At 63.1% G+C, this 18,115-nt stretch carries 18 protein-coding genes and 1 tRNA gene; 16 read left to right on the top strand and 3 right to left on the bottom strand.

What is annotated here, in order from left to right; translation table 11 throughout:
* The first annotated feature begins 129 nt into the window (after positions 1-129).
* The 3 genes from PCO31010_RS15265 to PCO31010_RS15255 all read left to right on the top strand — a co-directional run bounded on the left by PCO31010_RS15265 (position 130) and on the right by PCO31010_RS15255 (position 1,340).
* Positions 130-205 (top strand) — tRNA-Lys (locus tag PCO31010_RS15265).
* A 227-nt stretch (positions 206-432) separates the two neighbouring features.
* Positions 433-1,020, top strand: a complete 588-nt coding sequence (locus PCO31010_RS15260; RefSeq protein WP_150664973.1) for a 2OG-Fe(II) oxygenase — start codon at positions 433-435, stop codon at positions 1,018-1,020.
* Between the two features lie 131 nt (positions 1,021-1,151).
* Positions 1,152-1,340, top strand: coding sequence for a glycine zipper 2TM domain-containing protein (locus PCO31010_RS15255; RefSeq protein ID WP_044455446.1), 189 nt, complete (start codon positions 1,152-1,154; stop codon positions 1,338-1,340).
* 83 nt (positions 1,341-1,423) lie between these two features.
* Here PCO31010_RS15255 and PCO31010_RS15250 read toward each other — a convergent pair whose 3' ends face one another.
* Positions 1,424-1,822: a hypothetical protein gene (locus PCO31010_RS15250; protein WP_150664972.1), complete on the bottom strand. Its 399-nt coding sequence runs from the start codon at positions 1,820-1,822 to the stop codon at positions 1,424-1,426.
* Between the two features lie 410 nt (positions 1,823-2,232).
* Here PCO31010_RS15250 and PCO31010_RS15245 point away from each other — a divergent pair, with 410 nt between their 5' ends.
* The 5 genes from PCO31010_RS15245 (at position 2,233) to pdxY (ending at position 8,997) form a co-directional block, all read left to right on the top strand.
* A complete protein-coding gene (locus PCO31010_RS15245; RefSeq protein ID WP_150664971.1) occupies positions 2,233-2,502 on the top strand; it encodes a MoaD/ThiS family protein in 270 nt (89 codons plus the stop codon).
* Between the two features lie 14 nt (positions 2,503-2,516).
* Positions 2,517-3,671 (top strand): VPS10 domain-containing protein, encoded by a 1,155-nt coding sequence (locus PCO31010_RS15240; protein WP_425495020.1) that lies wholly within the window; start codon positions 2,517-2,519, stop codon positions 3,669-3,671.
* A gap of 405 nt (positions 3,672-4,076) precedes the next feature.
* On the top strand, positions 4,077-5,723 hold the full coding sequence (locus tag PCO31010_RS15235; protein WP_150664970.1) for a methyl-accepting chemotaxis protein: 1,647 nt from the start codon (positions 4,077-4,079) through the stop codon (positions 5,721-5,723).
* A gap of 261 nt (positions 5,724-5,984) precedes the next feature.
* Positions 5,985-8,081, top strand: a complete 2,097-nt coding sequence (gene fusA, locus PCO31010_RS15230) for an elongation factor G (protein WP_150664969.1) — start codon at positions 5,985-5,987, stop codon at positions 8,079-8,081.
* Positions 8,082-8,139: 58 nt separating this feature from the next.
* Entirely contained in the window at positions 8,140-8,997 is an 858-nt protein-coding gene (pdxY, locus tag PCO31010_RS15225) for a pyridoxal kinase PdxY (protein WP_150665012.1), read from the top strand.
* 28 nt (positions 8,998-9,025) lie between these two features.
* Here pdxY and fghA read toward each other — a convergent pair whose 3' ends face one another.
* Positions 9,026-9,880, bottom strand: a complete 855-nt coding sequence (gene fghA, locus PCO31010_RS15220; protein ID WP_150664968.1) for an S-formylglutathione hydrolase — start codon at positions 9,878-9,880, stop codon at positions 9,026-9,028.
* 200 nt (positions 9,881-10,080) lie between these two features.
* Between fghA and PCO31010_RS15215 the strand changes: the two genes are divergently transcribed.
* The 8 genes from PCO31010_RS15215 to PCO31010_RS15180 all read left to right on the top strand — a co-directional run bounded on the left by PCO31010_RS15215 (position 10,081) and on the right by PCO31010_RS15180 (position 16,310).
* The gene (locus PCO31010_RS15215) at positions 10,081-10,962 is read left to right on the top strand and encodes a winged helix-turn-helix domain-containing protein (protein WP_150664967.1); all 882 of its coding nucleotides are present in this window, start codon (positions 10,081-10,083) and stop codon (positions 10,960-10,962) included.
* 94 nt (positions 10,963-11,056) lie between these two features.
* A complete protein-coding gene (locus PCO31010_RS15210) occupies positions 11,057-12,646 on the top strand; it encodes a glycoside hydrolase family 18 protein (protein WP_150664966.1) in 1,590 nt (529 codons plus the stop codon).
* A gap of 2 nt (positions 12,647-12,648) precedes the next feature.
* A complete protein-coding gene (locus PCO31010_RS15205) occupies positions 12,649-12,849 on the top strand; it encodes a hypothetical protein (protein WP_150664965.1) in 201 nt (66 codons plus the stop codon).
* 412 nt (positions 12,850-13,261) lie between these two features.
* A complete protein-coding gene (locus PCO31010_RS15200; RefSeq protein ID WP_150664964.1) occupies positions 13,262-13,468 on the top strand; it encodes a hypothetical protein in 207 nt (68 codons plus the stop codon).
* Between the two features lie 93 nt (positions 13,469-13,561).
* The gene (locus tag PCO31010_RS15195; protein ID WP_150664963.1) at positions 13,562-13,750 is read left to right on the top strand and encodes a hypothetical protein; all 189 of its coding nucleotides are present in this window, start codon (positions 13,562-13,564) and stop codon (positions 13,748-13,750) included.
* Positions 13,751-14,143: 393 nt separating this feature from the next.
* A complete protein-coding gene (locus tag PCO31010_RS15190; protein WP_039398995.1) occupies positions 14,144-14,437 on the top strand; it encodes a hypothetical protein in 294 nt (97 codons plus the stop codon).
* A 129-nt stretch (positions 14,438-14,566) separates the two neighbouring features.
* Positions 14,567-15,343, top strand: coding sequence for a GntR family transcriptional regulator (locus PCO31010_RS15185; RefSeq protein ID WP_246184615.1), 777 nt, complete (start codon positions 14,567-14,569; stop codon positions 15,341-15,343).
* Between the two features lie 19 nt (positions 15,344-15,362).
* Positions 15,363-16,310, top strand: coding sequence for an AEC family transporter (locus tag PCO31010_RS15180; RefSeq protein ID WP_039398997.1), 948 nt, complete (start codon positions 15,363-15,365; stop codon positions 16,308-16,310).
* Between the two features lie 50 nt (positions 16,311-16,360).
* Here PCO31010_RS15180 and PCO31010_RS15175 read toward each other — a convergent pair whose 3' ends face one another.
* A complete protein-coding gene (locus tag PCO31010_RS15175; RefSeq protein ID WP_246184614.1) occupies positions 16,361-17,443 on the bottom strand; it encodes a GGDEF domain-containing protein in 1,083 nt (360 codons plus the stop codon).
* Positions 17,444-18,115: the final 672 nt, after the last annotated feature.

Here is an 18,115-nt window from a genome sequence, read left to right as displayed (position 1 = left end):
GGGCGTTAGCTCAGTTGGTAGAGCAGCGGACTCTTAATCCGTAGGTCGAGTGTTCGAGTCACTCACGCCCCACCAAAGCATTACAGGAAGGCTGCGACGCTTGCAGCCTTTTTTGTTCCCGGTAGTACCGGGGCGTTAGCTCAGTTGGTAGAGCAGCGGACTCTTAATCCGTAGGTCGAGTGTTCGAGTCACTCACGCCCCACCAAGTCTTGATGTAACGAAAAGGGTCTGCGCTTGCAGGCCCTTTTTCGTTTCCACGCGAAACTTCGCCGGGCTTGAACCAGCTCTTGGGAAGGGTCCATCGGATTCCCCCTAACATCCTCCCGAAAAATGCGTGCGCGTGCGTCGTTGCGCCGGGCGTGCTCATACACTGCGTGGCACGCCTGAGCCCCGTACCGTAGGGTCGCCACCGCACGCTCTCGAGGACCTGGGATGACACCCTCCCCACTCCCCCCCGCGCTCTACCGGGTATGGCCATCGCACCTGCCCGACGAATTCTGTGACCTTTTGTACGACACCGGGCGAACGATCACCCTATCGGACGCCGCTGTCGTATCCGCTACCGCCGGCGTCGTGCACAACGAGAAGGCCAGAAAATCGAAAGTCGGATTCTTCGACAATGCACACTGGATTTCCCGGCTCTGCCTTCATTACGGATGTCTCGCCAACCGTGAACTCTGGCAGTACGACATCGCCGAAATGCAGGGCACACAATTCAGCACTTACGAAGCGGGCGACTTCTTCAACTGGCATCGCGACAGCGCGCCGGACGCCCATCCAATACCCGACCATCCGACGCCATTGCGAAGAGTTGTGACGGTGATCATCATGCTTTCTGATGGGGGAAGTTACGAAGGGGGCGACTTCATGCTCCGGGATGCGAGCCACGCCGAGCTAAAGGATCCAGCGTTTCGGGAAAAAGGGAGCGTCGTGGTTTTTCCTGGCTATGTTCTGCATCAAGTCACTCGCATGGTGTCTGGCCATCGGGCGTCGATCGTCGGTTGGCTTATGGGTCCGTAGCCCGAATCCCATGTCGTCCAATTCCTACAGCCAATTCAGTCGCTGCCGATAGTGCCCAAAACACCCGCGCACTAAGCTGAGGTCATGCTGCCGCGCAATGCGCGCCCGGCAATTGCTACAGGAGACGCATCATGAAAATGGCCAAGTCGATTCTCGTTGTCATCACCGCGCTTGCGATGGGTTCGTCCATCATCGGGTGCACGCTGGGTGGCGCAGCGGCAGGCGGCGTCATCGGTCACGAAGCCACCGGCGGCAGCACCGCCGGGACCATCGGCGGTGCCGTCGTCGGCGGCGTGATCGGCCACGAACTCGGCAAGTAATCCGAAGTAACCGGCCGAAGTAACCGGCCGCATCAGTCCGCCACCCCATCCGCCCCGGCCCTAGCACCGGATCGGCTACACCGTCATCGCCCCACGATGTATAGCGGGCCGTTGGCGGCGTAGCCGTACATGATCAGCACGTCGCCCACCAGCGTATCTCCCGCCGCCCTCGCCTGCGCCACGCTTTCGTAGCGCTTCGCGTGCGCCGTACAGGGCGCATAGTGACGCACGCCGCCTTTGAGCAGACCCCGCGAATCGCGCGGTTCACGCGTGTCACGCGCGTCGTCGTCGCGACCAATGAAGGCCGCCTGTCGCACGCTCCAGACGAAATGCCCCTCGCACTTCGCCAGCTCGGGCGGACGCCGTACCGTCGGATCTTCCTTGGCCGACGGCTCACCCTCCTTGTGCAAGCGCCATTGACGCTTGGCCGCGTTATCAGACCAACGTCCTATCCCGATGTCCTTGCCTTTCGCTCTCGCCATTGTGTCCTCCTGGTTTCGGTTACGGCACCGCGCTCGCGGGCACTCCGATAATGGTGAAACATAACGGGGTGAATGGGGTTGGGGAGTGTCCGATATGCGAGGCCGCACCCTAGGATCACGCTTCACACGCCCCCGAAACTCGTCAGCCGTCATGCAAAGGACACCAAATCGCGCCCCGCACGTCGCGCTCGTCCGCAACATGCGTTATTTCCCGGCATACATAGCGCGGCGCACACGCAACACTCGCGCGACGAATCCGGGAGGCTCCCGGCGCAGATGATCCTCATTGTCTACACTGAAAGTCTCACTGCCGACGATGGACGGCCTTGCACGCACGCCTTTCGAACGCTCTGCGGCAGCAGGACAACGCACAAGCGAGCCACGACTCACACAACACCCACAAGCTCAACATGGCGACCGTCACTTTTGCGCCTGCAATACAGCGTCATGTGCCCGTCGACGAGCAACACGTCGACGGCGCGAGCGTGCAAGAAGCGCTGGCGCAATGCGTGGCGCAAACCCCCGCCCTGCGCGGCTATTTGTTCAACGATCAGGGACGTTTGCGCCCGCACGTCGCCGTCTTTGTGGACGGTCGGCTCATACGCGATCGTCGCACCCTGGGCGATACACTGACCGGCGCGAGCAGCGTCTACGTCGCGCAGGCGCTTTCGGGCGGATGAGGAGGAGACACAACATGGAACACGTCATTGGCGCGACCCTCCTGGTCGCCACTCGCAAGGGATTGTTCACATGGCAGCGTGACGGCGCCGAATGGCGATTGACGTCGAGCACACCGGACTTTCCCGGCGAGCCGGTCAGCATGGTATTGCACGACGCCCGCGACGGCACCGACTACGCGGCGCTCAACCTTGGCCACTTCGGCGTGAAGCTGTGGAGCCGCGCGCGTGACGCGAGCACATGGACGGAACTTGCACCGCCCGCGTTTGCGCAAGCGTCCGATACTGCCGACACGTCCGATACTGCCGACACGGAAGCCCCGCCGTCAGAGTCCGCCACATCAACGGCGCAAGCGCCTTCGGTCGAGCTTCTCTGGTCCCTCGAAGCGGCAGGCCCCGACGCGCCCGGCGTGCTGTGGGCGGGCACTATTCCCGGCGGCCTGTTTCGCTCCGGCGATCACGGGCAAAGCTGGCAACTGATCGAGAGTTTGTGGGATCGACCGGAACGTGTCGAATGGATGGGCGGCGGCTACGATCACGCGGGTATCCATTCGATCTGCATCGATCCGCACGACAGCCGACAGGTCATGGTTGCAGTGTCGACCGGCGGCGTCTGGCGCACGCGCGATGATGGCAAGACATGGGCGCTCGCCGCGTCGGGCATGGAGGCCGACTACATGCCGCCCGAGCGACGACTCGATCCGAACGCGCAGGACGTTCACCGTCTCGTGCAGTGTCGCGACGCCCCTAACGCGTTATGGGCCCAGCATCACAACGGCATCTTCCGCACCCTCGACTACGGCGCGACGTGGCGACGCATTCAGGCCGCACCGTCGAGTTTCGGCTTCGCGGTGGTGGTCGATCCGCATGACCCCGATGTCGCGTGGTTTGCCCCGGCGCAGCGCGACGCGTGTCGCATCCCCGTCGACGCGCGTCTCGTCGTCACGCGCACGCGCGATGGCGGCGAGTCGTTCACCGCGCTCTCGCACGGTTTGCCCGAGACGCCCTCCTACGATCTCATCTACCGGCACGGACTCGACATCGACGCCACCGGCCGCACCCTCGCGATGGGGTCGACCACCGGCGCGCTATGGATCAGCGACAACGCGGGCGAGCAATGGCAATCGCTGTCGGCGCACTTGCCGCCGATCTATGCCGTACGTTTTGTCTGATTGCTCTAATACGCACACAGGTGCGCCGAAGCGCGCGAATTAGGCGGCCACATCGCATCAAACCGCCTGAATCGCTGGGCTCGACAACGTCGCGTGCGTCGCGCGCCGCGCGTCCCGATTTATTGCTCAACTCGTCGTTTACCCCCTCGCGCTAAAAGTGGCCTTCAGTTCGCATATTTCCGGTCGTATACGAAATCAGACGGACTGGCTTCATCGAATCCCCCCGTCACGCGTCGCCGGACATGTCACACGTGTCGCTTCCGGCGCGTGAGCTGCGTCGCGTCGCGCCTGATCCGGGTACCGATGCTTATACGCAGCAGACCGGCGACCACTCCTCGAAAACGCCGACAGTTACACGTCACCCGTGTTGTCCTGGCATCCAATCACTACAAGGAGTCACTCCCTATGCGAATCGCCGACCTCAAGATCCGAACCCGACTGGCCATTGGCTTCGGCACCCTGCTGTTGCTGCTGCTGACCATGCTGGTCATTGCGCTGGTGCGCTTCATCGCCATCGAACGCTCCAACGAAGAGTTGCTCACCCGCGCGTGGGCGAAAGCCGACGCAGCACACAGTATCGACGCCATGGTGCGCGGCAACGCGCGGCGCATGCTCGAAGTCGCCACCGCGCAGGATCCTGCGCAACGTACAGCCTTCAACGAACGCATCGACGCCAATCTCGGGCGCATTGCTGCGGCGCAGGAAGTGCTCGACAAATATGTGACGTCCGGACGCGGCAAGGAGTTGATCGCGAGTCTGCGTAAGCACAACGATGCATTCCAGACGTCGCGCAACAAGATCATCGCAGACCTGAATGCCGACCAGCGCGCAGACGCCATCGGCCTCGTAGAACGCGAAGCGCTGCCCGCGCTCGACACCATGCAGGCCGAAGCCGCCGATCTCGTCAAGTTGCAACAGAAGATCGTGGACGACACAGGTGCCGCCACGGCCGCCGACATCGCCTTCGCCAAATGGCTGCTGGTTGCGCTCGGCGCGGTCGCCGCAGTCGTCGGCATCGGCGCAGCGTACTCGGTCACGCGCAGCATCACGCGTCCGATCGCACGCGCCGTCGAAGTGGCCGAGCGCGTCGCGCAAGGCGATTTGACGAGCCGCATCGAAGTCACCAGCCGCGACGAAACCGGTCAACTGATGGCAGCCCTCAAACACATGAACGAAAGCCTCGATCAGATCGTGCGACGTGTGCGCAGCGGCACCGCCGCCATCGCCTCGGCCTCGGGCGAACTGCTCGCCGGCAACACCGACCTTTCGTCGCGAACGGAGGAGCAAGCCGCGTCGCTCGAAGAAACGGCGTCGTCCATGGAGCAGTTGACGGCCACCGTCAAACAGAATGCCGACAATGCGCGTCAGGCGAGCCAACTCGCCGCGAATGCCTCGGAGATCGCCGGTGAAGGTGGCCGCGTGGTCGAACGCGCCGTCAGCTCGATGCAGGAAATCGCGGCCAGTTCGACAAAGATCAACGACATCATCGGCGTAATCGACGGCATCGCTTTCCAGACCAACATCCTCGCGCTGAATGCGGCCGTCGAAGCAGCGCGCGCCGGTGAACAGGGACGCGGTTTCGCCGTCGTCGCCGGTGAAGTCCGCACGCTCGCCCAGCGCAGCGCTGCGGCGGCCAAGGAGATCAAGTCGCTCATCGAGACGTCCGTGGGCAAGGTCGAGGACGGCTCGTCGCAAGTGCGCGATGCAGGCCGCACGATGACGGAAATCGTGCAAGCGGTGCAGCGCGTGACGGATATCATGGGCGAAATCTCGGCCGCATCGAGCGAACAATCGGGCGGTATCGAGCAGGTCAACACGGCCGTGATGCAGATGGATCAGGTCACGCAGCAAAATGCCGCACTGGTCGAAGAAGCGACGGCGGCCGCTGGCTCGCTCGAAGATCAGGCGCGCAATCTGCGCGAGGCCGTGGCGGTCTTCCGTCTGCCGGGTGGCGACACGGCAAACGCCGGTTACGACGACGATGCTGGCATCGCGTCCAATAGCCCGCGCGGTGCCGTGCTGGCATTCTCGCGTGAACGCCAGGTCGCCTGATGTCGCGTTCTGTGTGACACGTCTTGCCGTATTAGTGGTCACCTAGACGTCAACCGGGCGATCACTACCAAAGCCCCGGCCCTCCCGCCGGGGCTTAGTTTTTTTGTGTTCGCACACAATGCGACGCATGGCCGCGCCCTCGCCGCAAAGCCCCGTCTACGCTGGACTTGCGGACGATGTGACCGTCAGCGAGGTATCGGGACATTGGAGTATGATGGCTGCTCCCGTTCCTTTTCCTCACCGTCTGAAAAGAGGTGTACTGTGGCCCGAAAGACCCCCATCGAGCGCTACCGAAATATCGGCATCAGCGCTCACATCGACGCTGGCAAGACAACGACGACCGAGCGGATCCTGTTCTACACGGGCGTCAACCACAAGCTGGGCGAAGTCCACGAAGGCGCTGCCACGATGGACTGGATGGAGCAGGAACAAGAGCGCGGCATCACGATCACGTCCGCCGCGACGACCTGCTTCTGGCGCGGCATGGCCGGCAACTTCCCCGAACACCGCATCAACATCATCGACACGCCGGGACACGTCGACTTCACCATTGAAGTCGAGCGCTCGATGCGTGTGCTCGATGGCGCCTGTATGGTCTACGACTCGGTCGGCGGTGTGCAGCCGCAGTCGGAAACCGTCTGGCGTCAGGCCAACAAGTACAAGGTGCCGCGCATCGCGTTCGTCAACAAGATGGACCGCGTGGGCGCCGACTTCTTCCGCGTGCACAAGCAGATTCACGAACGTCTGCGTGGCAATGCCGTGCCGCTTCAGATTCCCATCGGCGCCGAAGACCATTTCCAGGGCGTCGTCGATCTCGTGAAGATGAAAGGCATCGTCTGGGACGAAGAATCCAAGGGTGTGAAGTTCGAGTACATCGATATTCCCGACAACCTCAAGGACCTCGCGCAAGAGTGGCACGAGAAGATGGTCGAGGCTGCCGCCGAAGCCGATGAGACGTTGCTCGAAAAGTATCTGGGCGGCGAAACACTGACCGAGGACGAGATCAAAGCCGGGCTGCGCAAGCGCACGGTCGCCGGTGAGATCGTGCCCATGCTGTGCGGCACGGCCTTCAAGAACAAGGGCGTGCAAGCCATGCTCGACGCCGTGATCGAGTACTTGCCCTCGCCCGTCGACGTGCCCGCCATCGCCGGTCACGACGAGGACGACAAAGAGATCGAGCGTCATCCGTCGGACGACGAGCCGTTCTCGGCACTCGCCTTCAAGATCATGACGGACCCGTTCGTCGGTCAGTTGATCTTCTTCCGCGTGTACTCCGGCGTGATCGAGTCGGGCAGCACCGTGCTTAACGCGGTGAAGGGCAAAAAGGAGCGTCTGGGCCGCATCTTGCAGATGCATGCGAACACGCGCCAGGAACTCAAGGAAGTGCGCGCGGGCGACATCGCCGCCGCCGTGGGCCTGAAAGAAGCGACAACCGGCGATACGCTGTGCGATCCGAACCACTTCATCATTTTGGAAAAGATGGAGTTTCCGGAGCCGGTGATCTCGCAAGCGGTCGAGCCGAAGACCAAGGCCGATCAGGAAAAGATGGGCCTCGCGCTCAACCGTCTGGCGCAGGAAGATCCGTCGTTCCGCGTGCAGACCGACGAAGAATCGGGCCAGACGATCATCTCCGGCATGGGCGAGCTGCACCTGGAAATTCTGGTCGACCGCATGCGCCGCGAGTTCGGCGTGGAGGCGACCGTCGGTAAGCCGCAGGTCGCGTATCGCGAAACCGTCCGCAAGAAAGTCGAGGACGTGCAGGGCAAGTTCGTCAAGCAGTCGGGCGGACGCGGCCAGTACGGCGACGTGGTCATCACGCTCGAACCGGACAAGGAAAAGCCGTACGAATTCGTCGACGCCATCAAGGGCGGCGTGGTGCCGCGCGAGTACATCCCGGCCGTCGACAAGGGCATTCGCGAAACGCTCAACACCGGTGTCGTCGCGGGCTATCCGGTCGTGAACGTGAAGGTCACGCTGACGTTCGGTTCGTACCACGACGTCGACTCGAACGAAAACGCGTTCCGCATGGCCGGTTCGATGGCCTTCAAGGAAGCCATGCGCCGCGCCGAACCGGTGCTGCTCGAACCGATGATGGCGGTGGAAGTCGAGACCCCCGAGGAATTCATGGGCAACGTGATGGGCGACCTCTCCGGGCGTCGCGGCATCATGCAGGGCATGGACGACATCGTGGGCGGCGGCAAAATCGTGCGCGCGGAAGTGCCGCTCTCCGAGATGTTCGGCTACTCGACGTCGCTGCGCTCGCTCACGCAGGGTCGCGCCACGTACACCATGGAGTTCAAGCACTACGCCGAAGCCCCGAAGAACGTGGCCGAGGCCGTCATGACGTCGAAGAAGTAATCGACTAACGGCAAGGGCGATGGCCTCGCGCCATGCCCTTGCCGCCCTCCCCGTCTACATGAAAAACGTCCTCAGCATCCAGTCCCACGTCGTGTTCGGCCACGCGGGCAATAGCGCCGCCGAGTTTCCGATGCGACGTCTTGGCGTGAACGTCTGGCCGATCAACACCGTTCAGTTCTCGAACCACACGCAATACGGCAAATGGACGGGACAGGCGTTGCCGAGCGAAGAGATCCTGCGACTCGTCGACGGCATCGCGGACATCGGCGAACTGGGCAACTGCGACGCCGTGCTCTCGGGCTATCTCGGCGCGCCGGAACAGGCGGGCTTCGTACGCGCGGCCGTGCAACGCGTCAAGCAGGCCAATCCGGCCGCGATTTATCTCTGCGACCCGGTGATGGGTCATCCGGAGAAAGGCTGTCAGGTCAAGCCGGGCATCGAACAATATCTGGTCGAGCACATGCCCGAGATGGCGGACATCATGACGCCCAATCATCTCGAACTCGAAAAGCTCTCGCAACATCCGATCGATTCGTTTGACGACGCCGTCGCGGCCTGCCGCGCCCTGCTCGCGCGCGGACCGAAGATGGTGCTCGTCAAGCACCTGGATTACACCGACAAGCCTGCGGATCGCTTCGACATGCTGGTGGTCACGCGCGACGAAGCGTGGCACGGTTCGCGTCCGCTCTACCCTTTCTCGCGTCACCCGGTCGGGGTCGGTGATCTGACGTCCGGCGTATTTCTGGCCCGCTTGCTCAAGGGCGATACGGTGCGGGCGGCGTTCGAACATACGCTCGCGGCCGTCGATGCGGTGCTCTGCGTCACGCACCTCGCGGGACGCTACGAACTGGAGATCGTGCGCGCGCAGGACGAGATCGTCACGCCGCCGCGCCATTACGAAGCGCGGGCGGTGTGACGTCGCAATAAGAAAGGAAAAAGGCGGATCAGTACGCGCGAAGATGCTCGGCGTGATGCGACAGATGATCTGCCATGAACGTCTGAATGAAGTAGTAACCGTGATCGTAGCCGTTGTGACGGCGCAGATTCAACGGCTGCCCCGCCTTCTGGCAGGCGCGCTCGAAGATGTCCGGATGCAACTGCGCTTCGAGGAACTGGTCGTTCAAACCCTGATCGATCAGAATGCCGCCCGGAAACACCACTGTTCCCGCCTTCGCGATCAGTTCGCTGGCATCGTACTGACGCCACGTCTCGCGGTCCGTCCCCAGATAGCCAGTGAACGCTTTTTCGCCCCACGGGCAATGCATCGGCGCGGCGATCGGTGCGAAAGCCGACACTGAACGGAATTTGTCCGGGTTGCGTAGCGCCAGCGTCAGCGCGCCATGACCGCCCATCGAGTGACCGAAGATGCCGATACGCTCGGCATCGATGGGGAGCGACTGCGTGACGAGGCCGTACAGTTCGTCGACGATGTAGCTGTACATGCGGTAGTACTTCGACCACGGGTCTTGCGTAGCGTCGAGATAGAAGCCTGCGCCGACGCCGAAATCCCACGAGTCGGTCTCGCCAGGCAACCCCGCGCCTCGCGGGCTGGTGTCGGGGGTGATGAGGGCCACCCCGTGTTCTGCGGCCAGCCACTGCGCCCCGCCCTTGATCATGAACGTTTCTTCCGTACACGTGAGGCCCGCGAGATAGAACAGCGCGGGCACGGCGCGTCCGTCACGCGCCTGCGGCGGCACAAACACCGAAAAACGCATCGGCAGACCGATCACGGACGAAGTGTGGCGATAGAAGCGCTGCACGCCACCAAAGCAGCGGTGTTCGGAAATGAGTTCGAGCATGGCGAAATCCAGGAAATATGGCCGCTATCTTACCTCGCGATGTGACGCGTGACATTGGCTAGGCACTCGACGAACACATCTCGCCGATCAATGGACTTAACGACGGTGGCTATGTCGCGCTTGTCGTCGCTTGTTGTCTTGCGACAGGTGAACCCGCGTCGCTACGGTGGGCCTCCCGTATTCGATACCAGGAGCGCCCCATGCCGATGTCACCGTTCGATCTGGACGACGTCACCAATCTCGTACAACGCGACGGCATCGCCGCTCGCCTGTCGGAGCAGGAAAAGCGTTTGTTGGTCCTGCTCGCCGCCCGTGCAGGCACCGCGCTCGACAAGCACGCGTTGATGTCGGCCCTGTGGGGCAAGCGCGCGCAGTGGATGGAAGACGCCGCGCTCGTGCAACTCGTCTCCCGTCTGCGGCGCTCACTCGCCCCGCTCGGCCTGCAACGCGCCATCGTGACGGTGGCGCGCGTCGGCTATCGCTTCGACGTCCCGTCGTCAGTCGCCGTGACCATTTCGGATACGAATTCGGCGGATGACGTAGCGCGCGAGACCTCGCCGGTGTCCGCAGACAGCAGTCATGACGGTGTGACCGTGGTCGATGCCACAACCTCCGCATCGTGCGCACCGCCGCTCTCACACGGTGTCGCGTGCGACGGGCACGGCGAGGTACGGCGACACGGTGTGATCGTCCGGATTCCGCAAATCGAGTACCGCCTGCTGTGTGCATTGCGCTCGCCCGCCAACGTCGCGCATGACAAACGTACGCTGATCGCGACGCTGTGGCCAACGCGTCCCGATCAGGACGACACCAATCTGATGCAGGTGGTCTCGCGCCTTCGCCGCAAGCTGATTCCACTCGGGTTGCATCGCCATATCGTGACGGTGCCGCGCATTGGCTATCGCTTCGAGCCTTGCATCGAGGCTGACACTGCGCCCATGTCCGAGGCACCGGGTACGTCATCAACGTCATCGCCCCCCTCGTCGACAGGCAGGCCCGACCGCCTTCGGGACTGGCTGCCGACGACGCTCCCGCGCGCCCTTCGCACGCTGACACGTCATTTGCGCTGGCGAAGCCGCTGAGCGAACGCGACGCTGGTCACGCCGATGTCGCCGCGAGTTTCCTGCTTCATCGCCCGGCAACGGCACCTGTCCATTCACTCTCAGGAGCCACATCATGACTGCACCGCGCAATTCGTCTTCCACTTCCGCTGCGTCCGCCACCGTCGCCACCGGCACCACCGACGCCGCCAGCGAACTCGTCTATCCCACAGATCCGCTCGACGGCGCAACGGAAACCACCTACGCCCAGAACGGATTCGATCCGGCGACGAGCACGACGCAGCTGTCGTACACGTCGGCGCGTGTCGCCAAGCGCGTCTACAACCGTTATGCGAAAGGCGCGCTCGAAGTCTCCGGCTATTACACCGACTGGTCGCAATACGATGGACGTCTCGACGGCGACTTCAGCAATGACGCGGCCGGACGCGGCGTCGATCTGATGTTGCTCGATCCGTTTGCTTACGACAGGCTGATCATCGGTTTCGCGGGCATCGTGGGCGATCAGGGCGAGAAGGCGCAAACCATCGCCCGTGCGGCCACCGACTTCGTGCGCAAGCCAGATCAGGCCACCTTCGTCGACAGTTGGGGGGACGTGCTCTCCTATCGCAATTGCGGCTTTCCCGGCTGGGTGAGCAACGACGTGATGCCGATGTTCCAGCAGTCGCGGGCACAGGGCGTACTCGGCGGTTTGCGCCTGCTGCACGCGAAGAACCCGGCACTGAAACTCGCCATCGCCATCGGCGGCTGGACGATGAGTCAAGCGTTTCACGGGCTGGCGGGTAGCAGCGCGCGACGCAAGACGTTCTGCGCGAGCGTCGTCGATCTGCTGCGCCGCTTCCCGATGTTTACCGAGATCAACATCGACTGGGAGTATCCCGGCTCGCCGGGTGACGACGGCAACGTCTACGACGACTCGGACGGACCGAATTACGCAGCGCTCGTGAGCGATCTGAAGAAGGCGCTCGTGGCTGCCGGACGCCGCGATGTCGAAATCTCGATTGCGGCGTCGGCCAACGTGGCCGACATGCAGAAGGCCAACCTGCCGGGTCTGATCGCTGCGGGTGTGTCACGTCTGAATCTGATGACGTACGACTTCTTCGGCACGCCGTGGGCACCCACGCTCGCCCATCACACGAATCTTCACGACACGGACCCGGCCGCGCCCGACGGCTTCTCGATCGATCGCGCCGTCAACTGGCTGCGTCAGGCAGGCGTGCCGCTCGCCAAGGTGCACATCGGTTATGCGGCGTACTCGCGCAACGCGCTTCAGGCGCAGATTGCACAGGTCGCGGCCCTTTCCGGCACTTACTCTCCCGGCGACGACATCACCACCGGCACGTTCGAATCAGGCACGACGGAGTATTACGACGTGCTGCGCAATTACCTCGATCTGGAGCACGGTGCAGCGCGCAACGGTTTCGTTCTGTACACCGATACGGTGGCCGACGCCGACTTCCTGTACCAGCCGTCGACGGGCATGTTCATGTCGCTCGACACGCCACGCACCGTGCGTGCCAAGGGCGACTACGTCAGGCGCAACGGGCTTGGCGGCCTATTCACCTGGACGATCGACCAGGACAACGGCGTGCTGGCGAATGCGGCACGTGAGGGGCTTGGGCAGAAGGCGACGGCCTCGCATATCGACATGACGCCGTTCTACTTCAGCGGGAAGACGTCGCTGGACGATTCGTCGACGGGAGACTGACCATGCGCTTTCTCTTGTCCCGGCTGCTGGAACCGTCGACGTGGGCGGGCCTCACGGGCCTTGCGGTCTCGCTCGGCACCTCGCCCGACGTCATGCATGAGCTGGCGCAGGCGGGGGCGGCACTGGCGTCGCTCGCGGCCATGGCGTTACCGGAGAATGCGGTGCGAGGCCGCCTGAACGACGGCATTTCCCGACAGCCGTAAGCCTTACCATCCCCGTGCATGACGGGTCTGGCACGGGGCGGGGGCGCATCGGTATGCCGCCGAGGCGCCTTCGGCCCGTGTCGACAAAAAAATGTCACGATTTCTAAACTTTTCGCCGCGCGTGTCGCTATACGTTTCAAGGCGTGCTGCGCCGCTGCACGCCTTGAGTTTGGGAAGTCCGGGAAAGTTGTCACATTGGCAGACTATGATGCCGTCGATGCGAGACGTCCCGAGGCCCCCGCCCCATCAGGCAGTTGCGGCACCGAAGTCCCTCAGCAGTGCACGACAGAAGCGTCGCGGCATCATCAATGGCACGGCTCCCCTTTGAGGCGAGCCGGTCGGGACGATGGCAACGGCGTACTACGACAAACAAAAGACAGACCAGATTCACCAGAGATTGACCGGGGGCCATATGAAACTGATCCTGCTGGCGCTTGCCGCCTCGTTGTTTACGCTCGTCATGATGGTACAGGCGCGCAGCGAAGCCAACGAGGTTGCCGCCTCTTCTTCGCGTTCGCAGCCTGCGGGCATCAACATCGGCGAACGCATGCGCACCCGTAAGGACATGGCGATGTGGAACGCACGCCGCAAGATGCACGCCGTTCGTCAGGAAGACTGAATAAGCGCAGCAACATGCTGCGTCGCACCAAATTTGGGCATCCTCGAAGACCGTCCTATAGTGGAAAGGCACATAGGAGAGGAGATAAGAAAGATGCCCGCAATCCACTTCAATCTCTACGACCTGACCTTGTTCCTGCCGATGGCAGTGGCCGGTGCGCTGCTCGTTGGCGGCATCCCCGTCGCTACGCGCTCGACACGCTACGGTCTGCGTGCCGCCGGTGCGGTGGTTGGGGCGCTCGTTGCGTTCCTTGTGGTGGAGGCGTTGCCTGTGCTCGTGTAGTCGGCACACGCTTCAGTCACCATCGAATTCCCCCTTCGCAGGCCATCCGTGGTTTGCGATGTGAAACGCGCGTGCTGTCGACGCTCGCGTGCGCTCGGGTGATCGCACACGTCCAGCGGTCATGGCACTGTCATCGCCACGAATTAATCTGAATAACGGCAACTTCGGTTGCGCTGTCACCCTCTCTGTTGCGCCGCCGACCCGCTCGGCGGCTTTTTTTATGGGAATGTCTTAACGAACCGACGGTCTGTTTCCTCAGTGTTTCCACCGTCATCGTTTTGCCCCGACACGCGCCGCCCCATCGCCTACAATCACCGGAAGTGCAACGCCATGCGCGTGCCTCCGACGTGCGACGCCGGGGTGTCGCGCCACGCAGACAGAGGAGGTTTCCGAATGTCCGACGCGTTCTCCCGCGCCTTCGCCGTTGTCGTCAATCAGTACCGTTCGCCGCGTCAGTACACTGTCTCGGTCGAGCGGGCGAGTGAGATGATCGCCAAGAACATCGGCCTGTTTTCAGATGGCTTCGCTGCCGAACCGCATCTGATCGTGGGCCTGTTCGAGACCGAAGCCGAAGCCTGGGCACTGGCCCGGCGTCTCCAGCGTACCCGTATCACCATGCAGACGCTGCTTCAGACGCCCGCGCGCGCCACGTCCGTCTCGCCGCCGGAGCTTGATCCGAGCGAGTGATTCCGCCCCGCTCTCCTCCAACGCCCGCCCCAAACCGACGTCCACGGAAATAAACCGTGTCGACATCCGTCATCGAGCGTAGAATTCGGAATTCCAGATATCACGGATACCGGCCAAGGTCGGAATGCCATGCCACACCCCGCTTCAGCGCCTGCCTTGTCCGCCACGGATACCCTCGACGCCCCGACGACCGACGCGATGCCTTCGCCGATGGCCCCGCTTGCGCCGCTCGCCAGCACGCCGGTGCTCATCGATCAGGTGTACTCGCGGCTGCGCGACGCAATCGCCGACCTCACGCTCCCGCCCGGCGAGCGCATCCGGCAGGCCGAACTGGCCGACTCGCTGGGCGTATCGCGTCAACCTGTGAGCCACGCATTGCAGTTGCTCAAGCGCGACGGACTGGTGTGCGACAGCGGACGTCAGGGGCTCGAAGTGGCTCCGATCGATGCGGGCCATCTGCGCCAGCTCTATCAGGTGCGCACGGCACTGGACAGTCTCGCCGCTCGACTAGCCGCTATGCGCCGCGCCGAAGGAACACTGCCGGACGATGTCCTGCGCCGCCTGGAAGACGCCGTCGCCGCTGGCATGACGATGACGAAAGGGACGCCGGTGGTACGACAGGTCCGTATCGAAGTCGCCTTCCACACAGCGTTGCACGACGCCTCGGGCAATCCGCTGATTGCACAGACGGTGGCGCCGCAGTGGCCGCACATCATGCGCGCGATGGCCGCCACGCTCGGCGCGATGCCGATGCAGGAAGTCGTCTGGCATGAGCATGGGGAAATCGTGGCGCGCATCGCGGCCGGTGACGCCAGCGGTGCCGAAACCGCCGCCCGCGAACACACGGAAGCCGACGGCGGCAATGCGCGTCGTGAATGGTTGATCCGTCTCGCGCAATCGAACTGATGAACTGACGAAGCAACCCATGCAAGCTGTTATCTCTGCCGCCCTGCCCGTCTTCGGGCTGATCTTTCTGGGGTATCTCTGCGCCCGCCGGGCCTGGCTCGGCGATGCTGCGCTCGATGCGCTCAATCGCTTCGTCGTCTATCTTGCGTTGCCCGCCGTCCTGTTTCAGTCGATGGCGCAGATCACGTGGGCCGAACTCGTCAATCCCGGCTTCCTGGGCGCGTTCGGTGGCGGGATGGCCGCGACGTTCGCGCTGTCCTTCCTGCTCGACCGGACGGTGCGCGGACGTCTGACGGACGCGAGCATCGAGGGCATGGGCGCGGCGTACCCGAACGCAGGCTTCATGGGGCTACCGCTGTGCCTCGTAGCGTTCGGTCCGGCGAGCGTGCCCGCTGTCGTCGTCGCCATGCTGCTTACGGCGACGGTGCTCTTCGCGATCTCCATCGGCATCATCGAAACGGATCTGCAAGCGACACCGAACTGGCGTCGCACGGCGGGTTTCGTTGCGCGTGCGCTCATTCGCAATCCGCTGGTCGTCTCGCCGTTCGCCGGTATGGCGTTCGCGGCGTTCGGCATCACACTGCCCGCCCCCGTCCTTCACTTCACGACGTTGCTCGGCGGTGCGGCCAGCCCGTGCGCGCTGGTGGCCATCGGTATGTTCCTCGCACAAAGCTCGGGCGCGGCGAAAGAGCCTCGGATCGCGCGTGCCGTGGGACGTCTCGTCGGTCTCAAGCTGATTTTTCAGCCCGCCATTACCGCGTTTCTGGCGTTTCGCGTGTTCGATCTGCCGACGATCTGGGCGCACAGCGCGTTGCTGCTGTCGGCACTGCCCATCGGCACCGGGCCGTTCATGCTGGCGCAGTTGTACGGACGCGAGGCGGCCGTAGCTTCGCGCGCCATTCTGATTTCGACGGTGCTGTCGGTGGTGACGGTGTCGTTGCTGATCGGCTGGTTCAGCGTTCGATAACACGCCCGGCCTGAAACGCCCCGCATCGGGTCGGTGCAGGCTTCGGTCGGCTAACGCAGGTTCGCCGTCGGGGCGACGACCACGCGGTCGCGTCCCGAGCGCTTCGCGGCGTAGAGCGCGGCGTCGGCTGCGCCCAACAGGCGCAGAGGCAGCGATTCCGGATCGGCGATGTCACGCGGATCGACGCTGGCCAAGCCAATGGAAATGGTGAGCGGCACGAGAATCCCGTCGTCGTCGGGTACCTCCAGTCGCGCCACCGCACGACGCACCCGCTCAGCGACCGTCCCCGCCCAGTTCTGCTCGGTCTGCACCAGGAGTGCGGCGAACTCTTCCCCGCCGTATCGCGCGAGGGTATCCGTCACGCGCAATTGCGCACGCATGCAGACACTTGCGGCACGCAATGCGCGATCGCCGGTCGCATGACCGTGACTGTCGTTGACACGCTTGAAATGGTCGATGTCGATGAGCAGGCATGCGAGCGGCGCACCATAGCGTGCGCCCCGAATCACTTCTTCTCGCAGACGCTGATCGAAGTAGCGACGGTTCGACAAGCCCGTGAGCGGGTCCGTCAGACCGATACGCTTTAAGCGCTCGCGGTTCCACATGTTCTCGAGACACACGGCGACGACTGCGCCGAACCGTTCTAGGAAGTCGGTGGCCATGTCGGGGGCGAAGCGGCGTGCGTCGCGACTGCCCAGTGCGATCACACCGATGTAACGTCCATTACGCGCGAGCGGCATTACGACGGCGCTCGCCGGGGCACGCGCACCGAACAGTGCCGCGTGACGCTCGCGTGGCGCGCCGATCCAGAGCTGGCCGTTACCGCAGACGGCGGAAAACGTCCCGGTGTCCTGCGCGATGCACAGACCGCCGTCGAGGGCGCGGATGCCCTCGGCCGTGTCGATCAGATCGCGAAGGGTATCGTCGACCTCAGCGAGCATCAGACGCACACCCGACAGGTCGAAGTCGTGGCGCAGACGATTGAGCACCACTTCCAGGAATTGACCGAAGTCCGGCGCGCCCATGAGCGCCAGCTCGATGTCCTGAAAACGTTTTAGCGAGCGCTCGTTGCGCTGGACGGTCGCCAGCAGCGATTGCAAAGAGTCGAGCGTCGGTGCCTGATTGGTTGCCACGTAAGGTCTCGAAAGACACGCGGCACTGCGCGGCCGCCTAGCGTGTTTGCCCCACGATGATGGCCTCGCAAATGCGCGTGTTGCAACGCCGTCTTGAGGCGACCATGAGGCCGTTAACGGCAGGCATTTACCAAAACTGAGGGTAATGAGAATCTATTTTGATGTCTCGAAAGCGAGCACTGGCGCGCGGTTTCTGTCTGACTAGGGAAAATACCTACTTTCTATGACGGCCGTGTCGCGACGCACAAAACCCTCATTCGACCTACATGGGATTTCTGGGCGGTCGGCCGACCGCGTTGCGTTCGAGACCTCTCTGATCGTCACTTATCGGTCCGCTGCGCTGGGACATAGCACGGTGACGACCCGGTGACACATGGCGATGTCACTCCCGCGTTGTGCCTACGCCACATGTGTCCTATCGGACGGGATATTCGTCGAATGCTTAAGACGTTCAGTGAAACGAAGGCAGACATCAACGGCTTCTCACTTCACCATCCCGACTTCCCGGCGAGCGGGAACCGGTCACCCGCCGACAATGCAAAACCCGTCGACGCGCAACCCGATGATTCAGAATCCGGATTACCGCAAAGCGAGGTGACTGAGCGTGGATCTCGGAGCGATAGGAAAGGACGACGAACAGGATGACGTCCGGCCGTCCGGCATGACCGATTG

It is taken from the genome of Pandoraea commovens, from assembly GCF_902459615.1.
Lineage (GTDB): Bacteria > Pseudomonadota > Gammaproteobacteria > Burkholderiales > Burkholderiaceae > Pandoraea > Pandoraea commovens.
This window is presented reverse-complemented; position numbering and strand designations above follow the sequence as displayed.